The sequence below is a fragment of the Streptomyces sp. NPDC006332 genome, assembly GCF_040612855.1.
GTDB lineage: Bacteria > Actinomycetota > Actinomycetes > Streptomycetales > Streptomycetaceae > Streptomyces.
Map to the genome: position 1 here is coordinate 1 of NZ_JBEXRA010000090.1, position 20,251 is coordinate 20,251.

Sequence of the window (20,251 nt, forward strand, 5' to 3'; positions counted from 1 at the left end):
CTAATCCCCACCGAAGTGGTTCATCGTTCGACTTGCATGTGTTAAGCACGCCGCCAGCGTTCGTCCTGAGCCAGGATCAAACTCTCCGTGAATGTTTTCCCGTGATCGGGACAACACACACGAGAGCGGAACAGCCAGGCGGAATAAGCCCGGCCGTTCACAGCGTCCTCGCTGTGTTTTTCTTCAAAGGAACCTCGTCCTCTCAACAAGTGAGAGAGACGGGGTATCAACATATCTGGCGTTGACTTTTGGCACGCTGTTGAGTTCTCAAGGAACGGACGCTTCCTTTGTACTCACCCGAGAGACTCTCTCGTGGCTTTCCTCCGGGCGCTTCCCTTCGGTCTTGCGTTTCCGACTCTATCAGATCTTTTTCTCGATCCGATTCCCTGTCGGCGGGTCGCTTTCCGGCCTTTCGGCCTTCCGGCGATGTTGACTTTATCAGATCCTTTCGGCGTCCGACTCCCAGTCAACCGGGCTTGTCTTCGCGGCTGTTGGGCCGTTCCGACGTCTCAAACTCTAGCTGATTCCCCCGGCAGGTCCCAAATCGAGGTGCCGGGTCCCAATCGATTTGAATTCGGGCGCGCCGAATTCAACCCCGTTGGGAGATCGTGCTGATGGTTTGAGGTGCCGCTCAGGCGGCGGAGGTGCCGCCGCAGAACCGTTACGGCCCCGTGGCAACCCGAAGAACTTTACGGATCGGGCGAGTGGCTGTCAAACGCCGCCTGTCAAGATCTTTTGCGGCCGCCGGGTCGCACCCTCAGTCCAGGTCGATGAGCCGGCCGCCGGCGTCCGGCTGGGCGTCCTCGACCCTGCGCAGGAGACGGGTGAGTACCTCGCCGAGGGCCGTGCGGTCGTCCGGGGAGAGGTCCTGGAGCAGGTCCTCCTCGAAGACGGTCGCGAGCCGCATCGCCTCCAGCCACTTCTCTCGCCCCTCTCCGGTCAGCTCGACGATCACACGGACGCGGTTGGTCTCGTCCCGCTCCCGGGTAACCAGGCCCTCGGTGACCATGCGGTCGATCCGGTGGGTCATCGCGGCCGGTGTGAGACCGAGCCGCTTCGCGAGGTCGCTGGGGCCCAGTTGATAGGGGGCACCGGAGAGGACGAGGGCCTTGAGCACCTCCCACTCCGCGTTGCTGATGCCGAGGGCGGAGGTCTGGCGGCCGTAGGCGACGTTCATACGGCGGTTCAGCCGGGCGAGAGCCGAGACGATCTGCTCGACCTGGGGGTCGAGGTCCTGGAACTCGCGTTGGTACGCGGCGATCTGCTCTTCGAGTGTCGGTTCGCCGAGGGTGTCGGGGGTGTCGCCCATGGGCCCGAGTATCGCACGGGGCTGCTTGGCGTTGAAGTCCTTCGAGGTGTACTGTTCAATCTCGAACTTTAGCTTTGAAGTCTTCACCACTATATGCATGCAAGACTCACTGACTACCTGAGAGAGGTGAACGTGACCAGGGCGATGGGCGCAGCGATGCGCCGGATCCACGTGGGCAACGCACTCAGTGCGTTCGGGCTCGGCTTCACCGTCCCCTATCTGTACGTCTACGTGGCGCAGGTGCGGGGACTGGGAGCCATGGCGGCGGGGCTGGTCCTCGCCGTCTTCGCCGTGGCCGCGCTGATCGTGTTGCCGTTCGCCGGCCGGGCGATCGTGCGCCGTGGTCCGCTGCCGGTGGTGCTCGTCGCCCTGGTCACCGCCGCGCTGGGAGCGCTGAGCCTGGGGCTCGCGAGCAACACGCCGAGCGTGCTGCTGTCGGCGGCCGCTCTTGGGGCCGGGCAGGCCGTGATGCAGCCGGCGCTGGCGACGATGATCGTGGACTGCTCGTCGGCCGACACCCGCTCGCGTGCCTTCGCGACGCAGTTCTTCCTGCAGAACCTGGGGCTCGGCGTCGGTGGGCTCATCGGCGGTCACCTGGTCGACCCGACGAGCGCTTCCTCCTTCACCGTGCTGTTCACGATCGAGGCGGCGGTGTTCCTGCTGCTGGTCGTCGTGATGTCGACGGTGCGCATGCCGCGCTCTCCGCGGATCGAGGACGCGCCGGGGAGTCCGGGGTCGGCCGGGGGCAGCTGGAGGCAGCTGCTCGGCAACCGGGCGATGGTGCAGCTGTGTGCGCTGGGTTTCGTGCTGTTCTTCGCCTGCTACGGGCAGTTCGAGTCAGGGCTGAGCGCCTACGGGGTGGAGGCCGCCGGGATCTCGACGTCCGCGCTTGGGACGGCGCTGGCCGCCAACACCGCGATGATCGTGGTCGCGCAGTTCGCCGTGCTGAAGTTCGTCGAGCGGCGCAGGCGGTCCCGGGTGATCGCCGCGGTCGGGCTGATCTGGGCCGTGGCGTGGGTCGCCGCGGGGTATGCCGGGCTCGGGCACGGCAGCCGGGAGATGGCGACGGCGGTGTTCGTCTCGACGTACGCGCTGTTCGGGCTGGGTGAGGCGATGTTGTCGCCGACGCTGGCTCCGCTGGTGGCGGATCTCGCGCCCGTGGGGATGGCCGGGCAGTACAACTCGGCCTTCGCCCTGGTGAAGCAGCTCGCGCTGGCTGTCGGTCCGGCGGTGGGCGGGCCCATGGGGGCCTCGCTGCACGCGCCGTACATCGTGACGTTCCTGGTGTTCTCGCTGGGGATCACGTATCTGGCGGTGCGGTTGGGGCGCGACCTGACGGCGGCGCAGGATCGGCCGTGGGCAGGGAAGAGCCGGGTGGTGGCGCAGGGCGGTCCCGCCCCGGCCGGCCACACGCAGGCGCACGCCTGACGTCTCCAGGAGGGGCGGGCCTTCGTTACTTGGTAGCCGCGGGCAGTGCGAACTCGCACCACACCGCCTTCCCGCCCCCGCATGTCCGTCGGGACCCCCACGAGGAGGCGATCGTCGCGACGATGGCGATGCCCCGGCCGGACTCGTCACCGGCTTCCGCTCGGCGGCGGCGTGGAAGGTGGTCGTCGCCGTCGGTGACCTCGACGATCAGGCGCCGGTCGGTGCGGCGCAGTCGTAGCCGCATCGGCGGGGTGCCGTGTTGCAGGGAGTTCGCGACCAGCTCGCTCACCGCGAGGACGCCCAGGTCGTGCAGTTCCACGGAGAACCGCCAGCTGGTCAGCACGCCGGAGGCGAAGGCACGCGCGCGGGGCGCCGCTTCCACACCGCCGAGCAGTTCCAGCGAGGCGTTGCGGAAGAGCTCGCTGTCCGGGCCCGTGCGGGCGGGGTGCTGGAGGACCAGGACGGCCACGTCGTCGTCGTGGTCGGCGGTGACGCCGGCCGAGCGGACCAGGCGGTCGCAGACGACCTGGGGTGTGCCCCTCGCGCCGGACAGGGCGCGCTCCAGCGAGGCGATGCCCTCGTCCAGGTCCTCGTTCCGGCGCTCCACCAGGCCGTCCGTGTACAGGACCGCGGTGGAGCCGGGGCCGAGCGGGATCGTGCCCGAGGCGTGCATCCAGCCGCCGGTGCCGAGGGGCGGGCCGGTGGGCTCGTCGGCGCGCAGGACCGCGCCGTTCTCGTCGCGGACCAGGATGGGCAGGTGGCCGGCCGAGGCGTACACCAGCCGGCCCTCGTTCGGGTCGTGGATGGCGTAGACGCAGGTGGCGATCTGGTTGGCGTCGATCTCCGCGGCGAGGCCGTCCAGGAGTTGGAGGATCTCGTGCGGGGGGAGGTCCAGGCGGGCGTATGCCCGTACCGCCGTGCGGAGTTGGCCCATGACGGCGGCCGCGCGGACTCCCCGGCCCATCACGTCGCCGATCACCAGCGCGGTACGGCCGCCGCCCAGCGTGATCACGTCGTACCAGTCGCCGCCGACGGCGGCCTCCGTGCCGCCCGGCTGGTAGGTGGCCGCGACGCGCAGGTCGTCGGGCTGTTCGAGTTCCTGGGGGAGCAGGGAGCGCTGGAGGGTGACCGCGGTCTCCCGTTGCTCCCGTTCGCTGGCCCTGAGGCGTTCGGCGGCCTCGGCGTGGTCGGTGACGTCGGTGGCGAAGACCAGAACACCGCCGTCCCCGCCGTCTTTGCCGTCGCCCTGGGCGACCGGGGTGCAGGTGAAGGTGTAGGAGCGGCCGTCGGGGGCCTTGCGGGACTTGACGGTGCGGGGTCTGCCGCTGCGCAGGACCTGGTCCAGGAGCGGGAGCAGACCGAGCTCGGCGAGTTCCGGGACGGCCTCGCGGGCCGGGGCGCCGGTCGGGCGGGTGCCGAATGCGGCCACGTAGGCGTCGTTGACGTAGCCGAGGCGGTGGTCGGGGCCGTGGACGAGGGCGACGAGGGCGGGAACGCGGTCGAGGACCTCGCGCACCGGCAGTTCGTCGACGGCGGGCACCGGTGGGGCGGCGTCGGTGAGTTGTTCGGCGCGGGCCGCGGGGACGGAGGAGCCGGCGGCGTCCTCCTTCCGGTCCGGGGTGACCGGGTGGTCGGTCCGCGTTGCGGCGCGGCGCTGCGTTCCGGGGAGGCGGGCGTTCCAGCGCGTGAAGTTCACGAATCCTTGCCTCGTGTCGTCGTCTGCGGCGTCTTCGGCCGGCTCCGGACCCGGTCAGGGGTCAGGGGGGCGGCACCCCGGGGTTGCAGCACTGGGGAAGCCTCGTGGGTTCGAAGGGCGGGGTCGGTCCGTCCAGGGTGGGGGACCAGTCTGGCAGGGCGGCCGACCGGGTCGACATCGGTCAGACGCCTACCCCGGGGTTGAAGTTCCTCGGTCCGGTCAGGACGACCCCTTCGGGTCGTTCGGGGGGTCATGAGGAGGCTTTCCACCGGCCGCGAGTTCGAACTCGGCGCGGGGATGTTCGAGTGATCCCAGGGAGACGATCTCCCTCTTGAAGAGCCCGGACAGGGTCCATTCGGCCAGGACACGGGCCTTGCGGTTGAAGGTGGGGACCCTGCTGAGGTGGTAGACGCGGTGCATGAACCAGGCGGGGTAGCCCTTCAACTTGCGTCCGTAGACGTGGGCGACACCCTTGTGGAGACCCAGCGACGCCACCGAGCCGACGTATTTGTGGGAGTACGTCCGAAGGCGCTCGCCGCGCAGGGAGTGGGCGATGTTGTCGCCGAGGACCTTCGCCTGGCGCACCGCGTGCTGGGCGTTGGGTGCGGTCTCCTTGCCGGGTTCCTGGGCGGTGACGTCGGGGACGGCCGCCGCGTCTCCGGCCGCCCACGCGTGTGTGGTGCCCTCGATCGTCAGCTGGGCGGTGCATTTCAGGCGCCCGCGTTCGTTCAGGGCCAGGTCGGTGGCGGCGAGGACCGGGTGGGGTTTCACGCCGGCGGTCCAGACGACCGTACGGGCCGGGAATCGGGCGCCGTCGCTGAGGACGGCGACGCGGTCGGCGCAGGATTCCAGGCGGGTGTGCAGGCGTACGTCGATGTTGCGGCGGCGCAGTTCGGTGACGGTGTAGCGGCCCATCTCCTCGCCGACTTCGGGCAGGATGCGGTCCGATGCCTCGACGAGGATCCACTTCATGTCCTCGGGCCGGATGTTGTGGTAGTAGCGGGCGGTGTAGCGGGCCATGTCCTCCAGCTCGCCGAGGGCCTCGACTCCGGCGTAGCCGCCGCCGACGAAGACGAAGGTGAGGGCCGCGTCGCGGACGGCGGGATCGCGGGTGGAGGAGGCGATGTCCATCTGCTCGATGACGTGGTTGCGCAGGCCGATGGCCTCCTCGACGGTCTTGAAGCCGATGGCGTGCTCGGCGAGGCCGGGGATGGGCAGGGTGCGCGAGACCGAGCCGGGGGCGAGGACGAGTTCGTCGTACGACAGCTGCTGGGCGCCGGTGCCCTCCTCGTCGGTGGCGAGGGTGGTGAGGGCGGCGGTGCGCTTGGCGTGGTCGATGGAGGTGACCTCGCCGACGATGACCCGGCACTGGTCCAGGACGCGGCGCAGCGGGACCACGACATGGCGCGGGGAGATGGATCCGGCGGCCGCCTCGGGGAGGAACGGCTGATAGGTCATGTACGGGTCGGGCGTGACGACGGTGACCTCGGCCTCGCCGCGCTGAAGTTCCCGTTTCAGCTTCCGCTGGAGACGCAGGGCCGTGTACATCCCGACGTAGCCGCCGCCGACAACGAGAATGCGCGCACGTTCCTTCACCATCCCATGACGCACCGGACGCTTGCGTTTGTCCACAGCCTCGACAATTTGTGTGACTGCGCGCCATCGGTGCACAGGGTTGGCCGAATCACCAGAGTGCGGGGTATCGTCGCAGGTCAGTGGGTATGCGGGGGATGGTTGGAGGGGGCGCAATCGGGACGTATGCCATCCGTACTCCGATCGGGGTGCGCTCCGTGCGGAACGTCCCCCTTCTGAATTGACCCTCACTCAACTATGTTCGTGTGTCGACGGGGTGTAGGGGGATACGCCTTCGGGTCCGAGACCACGGACCCAGGAAGCGGGCCTGTTCCGTTCACTCCGGCTTTCAGATGGCGGGGAGAGTCTCCGGGGGGAGACGTCATTACCGGGGGATCACTTATGCATGTTCAGGACTCTCATTGGTCGTCCGCGTCCACCATCGCACCTGGTGGTGGGGCGATGGGCGGCGCGATCGGCTCAGCGATGAGCGCGGCGGCGGGCACCAACGGACGCGGGGACAGCTCGCGGACCACACCGCTGCGCGTGGACGCACAGCGCAATCTGGAGCACGTGCTGCGTGCGGCGCGCGAGGTCTTCGGCGAGCTGGGGTACGGCGCGCCGATGGAGGACGTGGCGCGGCGCGCGCGGGTCGGCGTCGGCACGGTGTACCGGCGCTTCCCGAGCAAGGACGTCCTGGTACGACGGATAGCCGAGGAGGAGACCTCCCGGCTGACCGACCAGGCACGGACGGCGCTCGGTCAGGAGGACGAGCCGTGGTCGGCGCTCTCGCGCTTCCTGCGGACGTCGGTGGCCTCGGGCGCCGGGCGCTTACTGCCGCCGCAGGTTCTGCGGGTCGGCGTCGCGGACGAGAGCACCGGGTTCGACGGGGCGCGGGTGCCGCAGCAGCGGACCCAGCAGGGCTCCGGGGAGCTGCGGCTGGTGGCGGAGGAGGCTCCGGTGCTCGCCGCGGACGACACGGGCGCGGCGGCTCTGCTCGAGGTCGTGGGTCAGCTCGTGGAGCGGGCGCGCGCGGCGGGCGAGCTGCGGGCCGATGTGTCGGTGGCGGACGTCCTGCTGGTCATAGCGACGGCGGCACCCTCGCTGCCGGACGCGGCGCAGCAGGCGGCGGCCTCGTCGCGGCTGCTGGACATCCTGCTGGAGGGCCTGCGCTCGCGACCGGCGTGAGGAACCTGGGTTCCCCTGGGGCGGTGCCCGCCACTCGATGTCGCCTTGTGCCTCGCGGCCGTGACTCGAATAGGTGACGGTGGAACGTGGGCGCCGCACCGCCCTCACTCCGGGCTCGCCCCAGGGGTGCACTCCGTCGCTTTTCGGACAGTGTTCTCAACTCCCTTACGCGGAACGCCGATTGAGGCCGGCCGGTCCAGGTGACGGCCGGAACCTCGTCGCCTGAAGTTCCCGCGAACCGTTGGAAGGGCTGCACAGCGGGGTCCTGAACCCGAGCCGATATGGCACTGTGACCGAGTGTTCGGGACTGGTAGGGCCGGCGGAGGGGGCTTTCCGCGATGAGCTTCGACGGGCGGGACGGTTCACTCGGTGACGACGACGGGGAGGCCGAGGGCGCGGCCTCGCCCCAGGTGCCGAGCCAGGGAGGACGGGCCGGTGTTCCGCACGACCCGGTGGCGGCCGGCATCCCGGCGCAGGGCGGCGAGCCCGTGGAGGGCAGCGTCCCGGCCCAGCGCGACCGGCGCGAGGACGGCGGTGTCCCGCATCCGCCCAAGGAGCTGCCACCGTCCGACGCCGACCTGATCGATCGGATGCGCTCGGGCGACGACACCGCTTACGAGGCGCTCTACCGGCGCCATGCGGGAGCGGTGCGCCGGTACGCCCGCACCTGCTGCCGGGACGGCCACACCGCGGACGACCTCACCGCCGAGGTGTTCGCCCGCATGCTCCAGGCGGTGCGCCGCGGCATGGGCCCCGAACACGCCGTACGCGCCTATCTGCTCACCACCGTGCGCCGGGTGGCCGCGAGCTGGACGAAGTCCGCGAAGCGGGAGCAGCTGGTCGACGACTTCGCGGTGTTCGCCGCGCAGTCCACGCGCGCGTCCGAGCTGTCCGACGACGGAGCGGGGCTGGACCTGGGTGCCGATGTGCGGGCGATGCACGAGGCCGAGCAGTCCATGGCCATGCGGGCCTTCCGGTCACTGCCCGAGCGCTGGCAGGCCGTGCTGTGGCACACCGAGGTCGAGGACGAGTCGCCGAGCGAGGTCGCCACGCTCTTCGGGCTGGACGCCAACGGCACCCGGGTGCTCGCCAGCCGGGCCCGCGAGGGCCTCAAGCAGGCCTACCTCCAGGCCCACGTCAGCGCCGCCCTGGCCGACGACGAGGAGTGCGCCCGCTACGCCGACCGGCTCGGCGCCTATGTGCGCGGCGGCCTGCGTACCCGCGCCGAACGCGGGCTGCGCAAGCATCTGGAGGGGTGCGCCAAGTGCTGGCTGGCCGCGGGCCAGATCAAGGACGTCGCCGGCGGCATCCCGGCCGTCGTACCGGTCGCGGTCATCGGCTGGTTCGGTGCCGCCGGGTACGCCAAGGCCGTCGGGATCATCGCCGACGGCGCGGGGGCGGGCGCGGCCGGTGCGGCGGGGGTGGCCGCGGGGGGCGGCGGCTCGTCGGGTGGGGTGAGTGCGGGCGGCGGGGCGACGAGTTCAGGTGCCGGGGCGAATTCAGTGGCCGCCTCCGAAGGGCTCGGCGCGACGGTGAAGGCCGGTGTCGCGGCCGGTGTGGTGGCGGTGGCCGCCGTCGCGGTGACCATCGCGCTGGCCGGTGGCGATGACCCGCCCAGGAGACCGGACGCCAAACCGCCCGCGTCCGCGCCGGTCGTCGAGCCCGCCGATCCCACCGATCCCACCGATCCCACCGAGGACGCGCCCACGACCCCGGGGCAGGGCCCCGCCCCGGAGCCCCCGTTGATCGCGGCGGCGGCCGCCCTGGCACCAACGCCCGCAGCCGCCCCTGCCCCGCCGCCGAAACGCCCCCCGACCACCCGACGCACATCCCCAGTCACGTCCACGTCCACGTCCACGTCGAAGCTCACACCGACTCCGTCTCCCCCGCCGCCCCTCACACCGACGCCGAAGCCGACCCCCGCGCCCACGCCGCCCTCACCGGCTCCCCCGCCCGCCGCGTCGACCGTGTTCCTGTGGAGCGAGCTGTCGTACGACATCTCCGGCGACGGCACCGAGCCCGAGATGCGGATCGGTGGGAGCAGCTGGGTCTGGCAGCGGTTCGGCGTGTCGATCGCGGACAAGCAGTACACGCACGGCGTGACCGTGCACGGGAACTCCTCCGTCACCATCGACCTCAACCGTGAGTGCACCGCCTACGACGCCCTCGTCGGCGTCGACGACATGACCGCGGGGCTCGGCAAGGTCGACTTCACCGTCTACGCCGACGGAGTCCGGCTGTGGCGGTCGGGGAGCGTCGAGGGCGGGGAATCCGCGGTGCCCGCCCATGTGGACCTCGCCGGGCGCGAGACCGTCCGGCTGGTGGTCGAGCCGCACAGCCACCTCGACGACCTGACACTCGCGGACTGGGCGGAGTCGAGGTTCACCTGCTCGTGACGCCGTAACCGCGAAGGGCGCACCCCGACGCGCCTACGCGAGCACCGCCCCGCCCCCCGACGCCCCCGCCCCGAGTGCTCCCTGCTGCCGTGTGACGCCCGCCGGGACCGCGCGCGTGCGTGCGGGCGTTCCGGTCCAGCAGGTGCCCCGGCGGGCGATCAGCCGGCCGAGCCACAGCTCCAGGGACACCAGGTCCGCCAGTCCGTCCAGGGGCAGCGGCTCGCCCTCCGCCGCCGCGCGCAGCGCCTTGCGCACCACCCGGGCCTCGACCAGGCCCGCCTGCGCGAGCAGGGGTGTGCCGAAGAGAGACATCAGGGAGTCCGCGGCCACCCGGAGCCCGGTACGGGCGGCGGCCGCCGAGGGCCCGTGGGAGGGCGCGCCCCAGCCGGGCGGGAGGTCGGCGACCCCGGCGCCCTCCAGGACCGTACGGAGGATGGCCGCGCGGGCGCCCGGTTGGACCCGTAGGGCCTCCGGCAGGGCGCGGCAGGCGCGGACGACCTGGTTGTCGAGGAACGGAGCGTGCAGGCGCTGGAAGCGGACTTCGGCCGCCTGTTCGAGGATGCGCAGGTCCGCCGCGCTGCGGGTGAGGGCCGCGCGGGCACGGAAGTCGCCCGGTCGCTGGCCGGGACCGACCCCGGAGCGCTGGGTCGCCGCTTGCAGGCGAACCGATACTTCAGCCAGCGCCTCGCCCGTCAGCCAGCGCGCCGCAGGACCCGGTCTGGCCCAGGTGAGCGCGGCCAGCGACGCCCCCACGGCACCTCCGGGTTCGTCGAAACGGCGGCGCATGAGACGGTCGGCGAGGCCCTCCAGACCGGAGCGGTAGGGCGTACGGGCGAGGCGGCGGGCCGCGCCGTACACCCGCGCGGGGACCAGGACCGAGCCGTCCGCCTTGGCGAGCGCGGCGACGGGGCGGACCAGGTGACGGCGTTTGCGGTCCATCAGGAGGTCCGCGAGGCGGGCCGGGTGGGCGTCCAGGACCTGGCGGGCGCCGTAGCCGGTGAAGTGGTCCGCGCTGCCGGCCGCGAGGCGGGCGCGATGACGGGCGGCGGTCACCAGGGAGGCGGCGGGCTCGTCGGTCAGCGGGCCGTCCAGTTCGGCGTACGGGAGGGTCTCCTCGTCGCCGGTCACCACCACGTGGTGCAGGCGCGGGTTGGCCGCGAGGGTGCCCGCCCGCTCCACTTCGGCCTCCCGGCCGCCGACGACCAGATCGTTGAAGGTGACCGCCAGCAGCCGCTCCCCCGCGCCCGTGCCGTGGCCCAGCACGGTCCCCGGCATGCCGGGCAGGCCGGCGGCGAGCAGCGCCAGGGTTCCCGAGGCAGGGCCGCCGGACAGATCCGCGCCGATCCCCGGGACCGGCATCCCGCGCGCGGCACGCCGTTCGGCGGGCCCCATGCCGGGGACCGGGCCGGGGTCTATGTCGGCGCCGGGGACATGACGAGGAGCGGACAGCCGCGCGCGGACGGCGTCGACCAGGGCGTCCCGTACGGCGTCGACCGCGCTGTCCGGGTCGGCGGAGGGTGCCGCCACGGCGAGGGAGGCGACCTGCTCGTACCCGGCGACCTCGCGTGCCCCGGCGCGCAGGATCAGCGCGTGCCCCGGCGGAATGCGCCGTACGCCGTCGTAGGGGGTGGAGTCGTGCAGTGCCGCCGGGACGTCGGGGGCGGCGAGCAGTGCGGCGAGGTGGCCGTAGTCGAGGTTGGCCTCGATGAGGTCGGCGAGGGGCAGCGCGGCCGTCGCGTAGGCGGTGCCGCCGGCCCAGGGGGTGTGGAACACCGGGCGGGCGCCCGCCAGATCACCGCAGACGGTGATGCGGCGCCCCACCTGGACGACGGCCGTGTAGCTTCCCGGCCATGCCGTCAGGTGCCGAAGTGCCCCGCCGCGCGCGGCGAACAGACCGACCTTCAGCTGTTCGTCGGAGGCGCCGCAGGTGCCGAGGACGGCGATCCGGGTCCGGTCGTCGGCCTGCAGCACCCGCACCTCGTCCGGACGCCAGTCGCCGACCGCCCACAGCGGATCGGGGTCGCCCCACAGAAGGTGCGAGCCCACCGGATGCAGTGTCTCGCCGTCGTGCCCCACCGCGCCGGCGGAGCCGATCTCGGCGGCCACCGTGGCGGTGCTGCTCCATCCCACCAACCACCGCATCGCCGCCTCCACAGGCTGTGGACAACCAGTGCACCGTACGAACTCGGCACCATGCTGCCATGAAGGAGGCGCGACGGAGGGACGGCGGCGTCGCTCGCGCTCCGGGGAATGCGCCCCGGCGGATACCGTCCCCTCGGGCCTGGCCCGCCTGCGCACCGCGTCGAACTGCCGCACGAGGCAAGGAGATCGAGCACGGACGGGGAGTGTTGATACGGTGACTGCGACGCGAATGCGCCCCCAAAACACTCCCCAAAAACTCCCAACGCGCCCTCAACTGCCGTGGTGGGAGGGCTGACGCCCCGCACAGATAGGGTCGATTTTCAGCCAAATCGGCGGCAACAGAACAGGTTTGAGCACGCTCCGTACACACCCCGACCACCGTCCGGCGAGCGCACAGCCCGGGAGACGGAGCTCGCCCCCCGGGCCGGTCCGCCGCCCGCGGGGATGTAGGCGGCGGTGTCCCCCAGCCCACTGGATCCAGTACAGCGGGCCGACCCACGCACGGCCCATGGAACCGCTCCCCCGATGGCCGGAGAAGAGCGCACGGCCGGGCGCACGGCCACACAGCGGGAGCACGCCGCAACCGTCCGTCGCTGAACCGCACTTCAGTACGGACCACAATCCCGCCAACCGGAACAATGCCCCTTAACGCTTGGGATCCGGCGAACTACGCTGGGTTTACGAATGCCGCATGGTTATGCCAGCGCGGCAGCCGTCTGTGTCGAGGGGTGGCGCAATGTCCAGGGAGCAACGCGGGCCGAACGAGAAGCTCGGCGCCGTTCTCGCCCTCGCGGGAATCAGCAACGCAGGACTCGCCCGACGCGTCAACGATCTTGGCGCCCAACGCGGGTTGACTCTTCGCTACGACAAGACGTCGGTGGCGCGCTGGGTGTCGAAGGGCATGGTGCCGCAGGGTGCCGCGCCGCATCTCATCGCCGCCGCGATAGGGCAGAAGCTCGGCCGCCCGGTGCCGCTCCACGAGATCGGCCTGGCGGACGCGGATCCCGCACCCGAAGTGGGCCTCGCCTTCCCCAGGGACGTCGGACAGGCGGTGCGCTCGGCGACGGAGCTGTACCGGCTCGACCTGGCCGGCCGCCGGGCCGGCTCCGGCGGCATCTGGCAGTCACTGGCCGGATCATTCGCCGTGAGCGCGTACGCGACGCCTGCCTCACGCTGGCTGATAACCCCGGCCGACAGCTCGGTCGCACGCGAGGTGAACTCCGCCGAAACCTCCGGGGCACCGCTCAAAGTCGGCCACAGCGACGTGCAGAAACTGCGGGAGGCCGCCGAGGACGCCAGGCGCTGGGACTCCAAGTACGGAGGCGGCGACTGGCGTTCGTCGATGGTGCCGGAGTGCCTGCGGGTGGAGGCGGCTCCGCTGCTGCTCGGCGCGTACTCCGACGAGGTGGGCCGGGCGCTGTTCGGCGCGAGTGCCGAACTCACCCGCCTCGCCGGGTGGATGGCCTTCGACACGGGCCAGCAGGAGGCCGCGCAGCGGTACTACATCCAGGCGCTGCGACTCGCGCGCGCGGCGGCCGACGTCCCGCTCGGGGGCTACGTCCTGGCCTCCATGTCCCTCCAGGCGACCTACCGGGGCTTCGGCGACGAGGGCGTCGACCTCGCCCAGGCCGCACTGGAACGCAACCGGGGGCTGGCCACCGCCCGCACCATGAGCTTCTTCCGCCTGGTCGAGGCACGTGCCCACGCGCGTGCCGGAGACGCCCAGGCGGCCGGCGCGGCCCTGACGGCGGCGGAGGCCTGGCTGGAGCGGTCCCGGGACGGCGACAACGACCCGTCCTGGCTCGGCTTCTACTCCTACGACCGGTTCGCCGCGGACGCCGCGGAGTGCTACCGCGACCTGAAGGCCCCACGTCAGGTGCGCCGCTTCACGGAACAGGCACTGTCGAAGCCGACGGAGGAGTTCGTGCGCTCGCACGGGCTGCGCCTGGTCGTCTCGGCGGTCGCGGAGCTGGAGTCCGGCAACCTCGACGCGGCGTGCGAGCAGGGCGTGCGGGCGGTGGAGGTCGCCGGGCGCATCTCCTCCGCGCGCACCACCGAGTACGTGAAGGATCTCCTCCACCGTCTGGAGCCGTACGGCGACGAGCCGCGGGTGGTGGAGCTGCGGGAACGGGCACGGCCACTGCTCATGACTCCGGCGTAGCGCTCCGCCGGGGTGGCCGGGGTCGCCGGGTCGCGGGGTCGCCCGGTGCCGTCGTGTCCGCCGCGCTGATCCGGCCCGCCCTTCCGGTCGGTCTCGCGCCTTCCGATCGGTCTCGCGCCTTCCGATCGGTCTCGCGCTCCTCGCCGGGCTGCGGTCCTTCTGGTTTGAAGGCATTGTCAGTGGCGCAGTGCACTATCGAAGCCGGGAGGTGGTGCAGGTGGCGAGGCAGGCGCCGAAGATCGCGTACGACTGTGACGTGCTGGTGATCGGTGGCGGGATCGTCGGCCTGTCGACGGCGTACGCGATCACGCGTGCCGCGCCGGGCACGCGGGTGACGGTGCTGGAGAAGGAACCCGGGCCCGCCCGGCACCAGACAGGGCGCAACAGCGGAGTGATCCACAGCGGCATCTACTACCGCCCCGGCTCCCTCAAGGCGCGGTACGCGGTCAGGGGCGCCGCCGAGATGATCAAGTTCTGCGCGGAGTACGACATCCCGCACGCCGTCACCGGCAAGCTGATCGTCGCCACCGAGCGGGCCGAGCTCCCCCGCCTGCACGCGCTCGTCCAGCGCGGCCGGGAGAACGGCATCTCGGTGCGCGAACTGGGCGCGTCCCAGATCGCCGAGTACGAACCGGAGGTCCGTGGCCTGGCCGCCATACACGTCGGGACGACCGGGGTGTGCGACTTCGTCGCGGTCGCCGGGCAGCTGGCCGAGGCGTCCGGGGCGGAGATCCGCTACGGAGCCCGTGTCGTCCGGGTCGACCGGCGGCCGGAGCTCGGAGTGGCCGTGCGGACCGCGGACGGGGACATCGTGCGCGGGCGGGCGCTGGTGAACTGCGCCGGGCTGTACTGCGACGAGATCGCGCGGATGACCGGGGACGAGCCGGGGATGCGGATCGTGCCGTTCCGGGGCGAGTACTACACGCTGACCCGGCCGGAGCTGGTGCGGGGGCTGGTGTACCCGGTGCCGGACCCGGCGTTCCCGTTCCTCGGGGTGCATCTCACCCGCGGGATCGACGGTGGCGTGCACATCGGCCCCAACGCGGTGCCCGCGCTGGCCAGGGAGGGATACGACTGGCGTGTGCTGCGGCCGCGGGAGCTGGGGGCGACGCTGCGCTGGCCGGGCTCCTGGCGGATAGCGCGGCGGCACTGGCGGTACGGCGCGGGTGAGATGCGGCGGTCGGTGTCCAAGGGGGCGTTCGTGGGGGCGGTGCGCAGGCTGCTGCCCGCGGTCGAGGAGGGGGACCTGACGCCGGCGCCCGCCGGGGTGCGAGCCCAGGCGGTGCTGCGCGACGGGACCCTGGTGGACGACTTCCTGATCCAGGAGGGCGCCCGAACGGTCCACGTACTGAACGCGCCGTCCCCCGCGGCCACGGCATCACTGCCCATCGGGCGCGAGGTCGCCCGCAGAGCACTGTCCGTGCTGGGCACCGGATGAGCAGGAACCCCACCTCCTGTGCCCATGTCCTCCATGCCCGCCGGAGACGCCCCCGGCCCCACCGCCGTAAAATCGACGCACTGTGTCTGACTCTCTCAACGCCTCCGAAACCCCGCACACCCCCGGTGTGTCCCGTCGCCACACCCGGGCCAAGGGCGAACCGCGTTTCCCCGACGGGCCGCAGGCCGATCCCGCCGGGTCGCACTTCGAGCGGCGGATCCGGAGTTTCCAGCCGCGCCGCAGCCGGGTGACCGCGGGGCAGGCGGACGCGCTGCAACGGCTGTGGCCCACGTGGGGCCTGGACATCGACGGTCAGCGGATGATCGACCTCGGCGAACTGTTCGGGAACGACGCTCCCGTCGTCCTGGAGATCGGCTTCGGGATGGGCGAGGCCACCGCACAAATGGCCGCGGCCGACCCGGACAGCAACATCCTCGCCGTGGACGTCCACACCCCGGGGCAGGGGAACCTGCTCAACCTCGCCGAGCAGCACGGGCTGTCCAACGTCCGCGTCGCCAACGGGGACGCGATCATCCTGCTGCGCGAGATGCTCGCCCCGGACTCCCTCGCCGGCCTGCGCGTCTACTTCCCGGACCCCTGGCCCAAGAAGCGGCACCACAAGCGTCGGCTGATCCAGCCGGAGTTCCTCACCCTCGCCGCCGCCCGGCTCCGGCCAGGAGCGATCGTGCACTGCGCGACGGACTGGGAGCCGTACGCGGAACAGATGCTGGAGGTGCTCGACGCGCACCCCGCCTTCGAGAACACCCAGGCCGACGGCGGTTTCGCGCCGCGTCCCGGCTTCCGGCCGCTGACTCGTTTCGAGGGCCAGGGTCTGGAGAAGGGACATGTCGTGAACGACCTGCTCTTCCGCCGCGTAGAGCACTCGTGAAGCCCTCCGCAAAAGCATCGTTAGGGTCAATGCCGTGGCCACCGTTCCCCCGTATCCGCCGCACCCCGGTGCCCCTGTCGGCGGCACCCTGCGCCACGCTCACTGGTGGCAGCGGAAGTGGGTGCGCTACGGCGCGCTGAGCACCCTGCTCGCGCTCTCCGGGCTGGTCATCCTCGCCCTGGTCCGCGAACAGACCGGAACCGAGGGATTCCTGGTCGGGCTCGGGCTCGCCGTCCTGCCCGTGCCACTGCTCACCGCCGCGTTCCGCTGGCTCGACCGGGTCGAGCCGGGCCCTTGGCGCAACCTCCTCTTCGCCTTCGCCTGGGGCGCCTGCGCGGCGGCGCTGATAGCGATCGTCGCCAACAGCTTCGCGACCAGATGGATCGCCACGGCCACCGCGGACCCCTCCAGCGCGGACACGCTCGGCGCGACGGTGATAGCGCCGATCGTGGAGGAGTCGGCCAAGGCCGCCGCCGTCCTCCTGGTGTTCCTCTTCCGGCGGCGGGACTTCACGGGCATCGTCGACGGGGTGGTGATAGCCGGAGTCACCGCCACCGGGTTCGCCTTCACCGAGAACATCCTCTACCTCGGCACGGCGTTCGGCACCGATCAGCTCACCGGCGACCGCGGTATCGCCTCCGTCACCGCGGCGACCTTCTTCGTGCGCATCATCATGTCGCCGTTCGCGCACCCACTGTTCACCGTTCTCACCGGCATCGGCTTCGGCGTCTCCGCGCTGTCGGCGGAACGCCAGCACCTGCGACGGGTGCTGCTGCCGCTGTCCGGCCTGCTGCTCGCGATGGGCATGCACGCGATCTGGAACGCCTCGTCGACGTTCGGCGAGTACGGGTTCATCGCCGTGTACGCGGCGTTCATGGTCCCCGCGTTCGGCCTGCTGACCTGGCTGGTCATCTGGACCCGCCAGCGCGAGCTGCGGACCGTACGGGAGGAACTGCCCGCCTACGCGGTGGCGGGCTGGCTGACACCGGCCGAGCCGTACGCGCTCGGGTCGATGCGGGCACGGCGGATGGCCCGCGAGTACGCCCACCGCCACGGGGGCCGCCCCGCCGCGCGGGCGGTGGCCCAGTACGAGGCGTACGCGACGTCCCTGGCGTTCCTACGACACCGGGGGCGCCGCGGCCGGGCGGGAGCCGACTTCGTCGTACGGGAGCAGGAGCTGTTGCAGGAGCTGTGGCGTCGGCGGGACGTGGCCCGTCCCGCGCTGGACCACGCCGCCCGCGCGACGGCCCCGCCGGTGGCGGTGGCCGCCGCGCCCTGGCCGCTGTACGGGGCGTACGGCTACCCGGCCACGCCGACCCACCCGGGCTACTCCGGCCAGGCGACGGTGCCGTCGGCGATGCCGTATCCGGCGTACAACCCGTACCGGTCCTAGCCGCCCAGCCGCCCCACCTGAGCAAGTCCGATGAGGCATCCGCAGGCGCCCGTTGGACGGTCCCTAGGCCGAAGCCTCCGTCAGCCGCGCGACCTCCGCCTCCGTCAGAACCAGGTCCCCCACGCCCACCAGCGCCGGGAGCTGTTCCACCGTGCGCGCGGACGCGATCGGGGCCGCCACCGTCGGCTGGGCCGCGAGCCACGCCAGGGCGACCGTGGCGATCTCGGTGTCGTGGGCCTGGGCGACCTCGTCGAGGGCGGTGAGGACCCGCCGGCCACGCTCGGTCTGCAGGTGCTTGGCAGCGCCCTCGGCCCGCGCGCTGTCGACCGTCGTACCGGGCCGGTACTTGCCAGTCAGGAAGCCGGAGGCGAGCGAGAAGTACGGGACGGCGGCGAGGCCGAAGCGTTCCGCGACCTCCTGCAGCTCACCCTCGTAGGTGTCGCGGGAGACCAGGTTGTAGTGGGGCTGCACAGCCACGTACCGCGCCAGACCCACGCGCTCGGAGTGGGCGAGCGACTCCTCCAGCCGCTCCGGCGAGATGTTGGAGGCCGCGATGTACCGCACCTTGCCCGCCCGCACCAGCTCGTCGAGCGCGCCGATGATCTCCTCGACCGGCACCTCCGGCTTGTCGAAGTGCGTGTAGTAGAGGTCGATGTAGTCGGTGTCGAGGCGGCGCAGCGAGGCGTCGGCGGCGGCCTTGATGTTGGCGGCGGTCAGGCCCTGGTACTCGGGGTGCTGGCTGACCTTGGTGGCGATGACGACGTCGGAGCGATTACCGCGGGCCTTGACCCATTTGCCGATGATGGTCTCGGACTCACCGCCGGAGTTGCCCTCGATCCACGCCGAGTACGAGTCGGCGGTGTCGATGAAGTTGCCCCCGGCGGCCGTGTACGCGTCCAGGACGGCGAAGGAGGCGGCCTCGTCGGCCGTCCACCCGAAGACGTTGCCCCCGAGGGACAGCGGGAAGACCTCGAGGTCCGACGTACCGAGCTTGCGAAGAGAAGTCATGCCTCTCTTCAACACAAAAGGCGGAGCGCCTCATTCCACCAGGACTGAGACGCTCACACAATCCACGCAACCGCGAGGGTCAGGGGTTGAGCCCCTTGCTGCGCAGCCAGGACATCGGGTCGATGCCCGTGCTCGCACCGCCCGAGTGGACCTCCAGGTGGAGGTGGGCCCCGGTGACGTTGCCGGTGGCGCCCACGCGACCGATGACGTCACCCGTGCTGACCTTCTGGCCGGCGCTGACACTGATCGAGGACTGGTGGCAGAACCACAGCTCGGTGCCGTCGTCCAGGGTGAGGATCGTGCGGTAGCCGTACGAACCGGCCCAGCCCGCCTCCGTGATGGTCCCGCTGTGGACGGCCTTGATGAGCGTGCCCGTGGGAGCGGCGAAGTCGAGCCCGGTGTGGTAGCCGGACGACCACAGGGAGCCGGCCTGACCGAAGGTCGAGGTGATGGTGTACGAGGAGGTCGGCAGCGTGTACTGCTTGGCCAGCTGAGCGAGACGCTCGGCCTCGGCCTTCCTCTCCGCTTCCTCCTCCGCCTGCTTCTTCTTCTCGGCGGCCTTGGCCTCGGCTTCCTTCTCCGCCTTGGCGACCGCGTCGGCGACCTGCTTCTCGGCGGCGGCCGCGGCCTCGGCGACGACCTTGCTCTCGGCCTGGTCCTGCTGCTTCTCGGCCTGGGCCATGATCCGGGCGCGCAGCACCTCCCCGGCGTCCGAGGTGCCCTGCGAGGTCTCCTCGGTGGCCACACCGACCTCGCTGAGCGCGGTCGCCGAGCCTTCGGGTGTGTCGTCCTCCGAAAGGAGGGAACCCACGGAGGGAAGATCGGGCATGGAGATGGACACCGGCGGCTTACCGGTGTTGGCGCTGGCGATGCCGCCCGCGCCGACGGCGGCTATGACGCCGACGCCCAGGACGGTGGAGCTGCGGGCGAGTCCGCCGCGCTGCTTGGCGACACGGTGCCGACCGCGTACCGGACGAATGGACTCCTCGGTGGGGTTCCACTCCGTCCAGGGGCCCTCGTCGGTGCGGTACTCGCCGTAGCCGAAGGTCTCGGTGTCGCGCTGACTCGGCACGAACGGGGCTTCTGGGGCAGGCCGGTTGGACGCCACGTGGGCGTACTCCTTTCCTTCCTTCTCGCCTACCGGGTTAGCTGACGGGTTCGGAGCAGGAAGGTCTCCTACGCGCGTATACCAACCGTGAGTTCACGGTGATACCCGCGCGATTCACCCCAAGTGGTGGTTCCCCGGTTCCCTTGCGGAATTCGGCGCATGCGCACGGAGCCGACTCTTGTGACGGCTGGGACGACCGCGCTGCGTTATCGAACGTTAATAGACCCGAGGGTCCGATTCCAAGCTGTTCCGCTTGATCATTAACGAATTTCCGCCCGACCAAGACCCCATGACCGGCGAAAACCGGGCGAGTTGACCACACCCGGAATCCGCCCGGGTATTGACGGCACGTCAGTTGCTATGCGGAGGGCACCGACACGATCACCCCTCGTAACCTCCTCAAACCGCACACACACATGCCCCAACGCACCGAGGGCCGGAACCCTTTCGGATTCCGGCCCTCGGCCTTCAGTAGCGGGGACAGGATTTGAACCTGCGACCTCTGGGTTATGAGCCCAGCGAG

Annotated in this window: 13 protein-coding genes, 1 rRNA gene and 1 riboswitch; of the genes, 7 read left to right on the forward strand and 7 right to left on the reverse strand. The window is 71.3% G+C overall.

Going from position 1 to position 20,251, the window contains the following annotated elements:
- Together ABZ027_RS40970 and ABZ027_RS40975 are read right to left on the reverse strand one after the other, a co-directional pair.
- A 16S ribosomal RNA gene (locus ABZ027_RS40970) occupies positions 1–92 on the reverse strand; the annotation flags it as partial.
- A gap of 665 nt (positions 93–757) precedes the next feature.
- Positions 758–1,309: a MarR family transcriptional regulator gene (locus tag ABZ027_RS40975; protein WP_356777792.1), complete on the reverse strand. Its 552-nt coding sequence runs from the start codon at positions 1,307–1,309 to the stop codon at positions 758–760.
- A gap of 156 nt (positions 1,310–1,465) precedes the next feature.
- Between ABZ027_RS40975 and ABZ027_RS40980 the strand changes: the two genes are divergently transcribed.
- Positions 1,466–2,737: an MFS transporter gene (locus ABZ027_RS40980; protein WP_356777816.1), complete on the forward strand. Its 1,272-nt coding sequence runs from the start codon at positions 1,466–1,468 to the stop codon at positions 2,735–2,737.
- Between the two features lie 25 nt (positions 2,738–2,762).
- Here ABZ027_RS40980 and ABZ027_RS40985 read toward each other — a convergent pair whose 3' ends face one another.
- On the reverse strand, positions 2,763–4,433 hold the full coding sequence (locus tag ABZ027_RS40985; protein WP_356777794.1) for a SpoIIE family protein phosphatase: 1,671 nt from the start codon (positions 4,431–4,433) through the stop codon (positions 2,763–2,765).
- Between the two features lie 219 nt (positions 4,434–4,652).
- Positions 4,653–6,032 carry an NAD(P)/FAD-dependent oxidoreductase gene (locus tag ABZ027_RS40990; protein ID WP_356777796.1) on the reverse strand — a complete coding sequence of 460 codons (1,380 nt, stop codon included), beginning with the start codon at positions 6,030–6,032 and terminating at the stop codon, positions 4,653–4,655.
- Positions 6,033–6,407: 375 nt separating this feature from the next.
- Here ABZ027_RS40990 and ABZ027_RS40995 point away from each other — a divergent pair, with 375 nt between their 5' ends.
- Both ABZ027_RS40995 and ABZ027_RS41000 read left to right on the forward strand, forming a co-directional pair.
- On the forward strand, positions 6,408–7,193 hold the full coding sequence (locus tag ABZ027_RS40995; protein ID WP_356777798.1) for a helix-turn-helix domain-containing protein: 786 nt from the start codon (positions 6,408–6,410) through the stop codon (positions 7,191–7,193).
- A gap of 338 nt (positions 7,194–7,531) precedes the next feature.
- Positions 7,532–9,589 carry a sigma-70 family RNA polymerase sigma factor gene (locus ABZ027_RS41000; RefSeq protein ID WP_356777800.1) on the forward strand — a complete coding sequence of 686 codons (2,058 nt, stop codon included), beginning with the start codon at positions 7,532–7,534 and terminating at the stop codon, positions 9,587–9,589.
- 33 nt (positions 9,590–9,622) lie between these two features.
- Here ABZ027_RS41000 and ABZ027_RS41005 read toward each other — a convergent pair whose 3' ends face one another.
- Positions 9,623–11,731, reverse strand: a complete 2,109-nt coding sequence (locus tag ABZ027_RS41005) for an asparagine synthase-related protein (protein ID WP_356777802.1) — start codon at positions 11,729–11,731, stop codon at positions 9,623–9,625.
- A gap of 736 nt (positions 11,732–12,467) precedes the next feature.
- Here ABZ027_RS41005 and ABZ027_RS41010 point away from each other — a divergent pair.
- The 4 genes from ABZ027_RS41010 to ABZ027_RS41025 all read left to right on the forward strand — a co-directional run bounded on the left by ABZ027_RS41010 (position 12,468) and on the right by ABZ027_RS41025 (position 17,612).
- Positions 12,468–13,892, forward strand: a complete 1,425-nt coding sequence (locus ABZ027_RS41010; protein WP_356777804.1) for an MFS transporter — start codon at positions 12,468–12,470, stop codon at positions 13,890–13,892.
- A gap of 217 nt (positions 13,893–14,109) precedes the next feature.
- Positions 14,110–15,330: an L-2-hydroxyglutarate oxidase gene (lhgO, locus tag ABZ027_RS41015; protein WP_356777806.1), complete on the forward strand. Its 1,221-nt coding sequence runs from the start codon at positions 14,110–14,112 to the stop codon at positions 15,328–15,330.
- An 82-nt stretch (positions 15,331–15,412) separates the two neighbouring features.
- Positions 15,413–16,219, forward strand: coding sequence for a tRNA (guanosine(46)-N7)-methyltransferase TrmB (trmB, locus tag ABZ027_RS41020; RefSeq protein ID WP_356777808.1), 807 nt, complete (start codon positions 15,413–15,415; stop codon positions 16,217–16,219).
- Between the two features lie 34 nt (positions 16,220–16,253).
- Positions 16,254–17,612 (forward strand): PrsW family intramembrane metalloprotease, encoded by a 1,359-nt coding sequence (locus ABZ027_RS41025; protein ID WP_356777810.1) that lies wholly within the window; start codon positions 16,254–16,256, stop codon positions 17,610–17,612.
- A 63-nt stretch (positions 17,613–17,675) separates the two neighbouring features.
- Here ABZ027_RS41025 and ABZ027_RS41030 read toward each other — a convergent pair whose 3' ends face one another.
- Both ABZ027_RS41030 and ABZ027_RS41035 read right to left on the reverse strand, forming a co-directional pair.
- On the reverse strand, positions 17,676–18,620 hold the full coding sequence (locus ABZ027_RS41030) for an aldo/keto reductase (protein ID WP_356777812.1): 945 nt from the start codon (positions 18,618–18,620) through the stop codon (positions 17,676–17,678).
- A 79-nt stretch (positions 18,621–18,699) separates the two neighbouring features.
- Positions 18,700–19,728: a M23 family metallopeptidase gene (locus ABZ027_RS41035; protein WP_356777814.1), complete on the reverse strand. Its 1,029-nt coding sequence runs from the start codon at positions 19,726–19,728 to the stop codon at positions 18,700–18,702.
- Between the two features lie 11 nt (positions 19,729–19,739).
- Positions 19,740–19,896, reverse strand: a riboswitch (cyclic di-AMP (ydaO/yuaA leader).
- Positions 19,897–20,251 lie beyond the last annotated feature (355 nt).

Bases quoted from the DNA above. Each gene is read 5' to 3' on its own strand.
- ABZ027_RS40975 (WP_356777792.1), bottom strand. From the start codon at position 1,309: ATGGGCGACACCCCCGACACCCTCGGCGAACCGACACTCGAAGAGCAG.
- ABZ027_RS40980 (WP_356777816.1), top strand. From the start codon at position 1,466: ATGCGCCGGATCCACGTGGGCAACGCACTCAGTGCGTTCGGGCTCGGC.
- ABZ027_RS40990 (WP_356777796.1), bottom strand. From the start codon at position 6,032: ATGGTGAAGGAACGTGCGCGCATTCTCGTTGTCGGCGGCGGCTACGTC.
- ABZ027_RS40995 (WP_356777798.1), top strand. From the start codon at position 6,408: ATGCATGTTCAGGACTCTCATTGGTCGTCCGCGTCCACCATCGCACCT.
- ABZ027_RS41000 (WP_356777800.1), top strand. From the start codon at position 7,532: ATGAGCTTCGACGGGCGGGACGGTTCACTCGGTGACGACGACGGGGAG.
- ABZ027_RS41005 (WP_356777802.1), bottom strand. From the start codon at position 11,731: ATGCGGTGGTTGGTGGGATGGAGCAGCACCGCCACGGTGGCCGCCGAG.
- ABZ027_RS41010 (WP_356777804.1), top strand. From the start codon at position 12,468: ATGTCCAGGGAGCAACGCGGGCCGAACGAGAAGCTCGGCGCCGTTCTC.
- ABZ027_RS41030 (WP_356777812.1), bottom strand. From the start codon at position 18,620: ATGACTTCTCTTCGCAAGCTCGGTACGTCGGACCTCGAGGTCTTCCCG.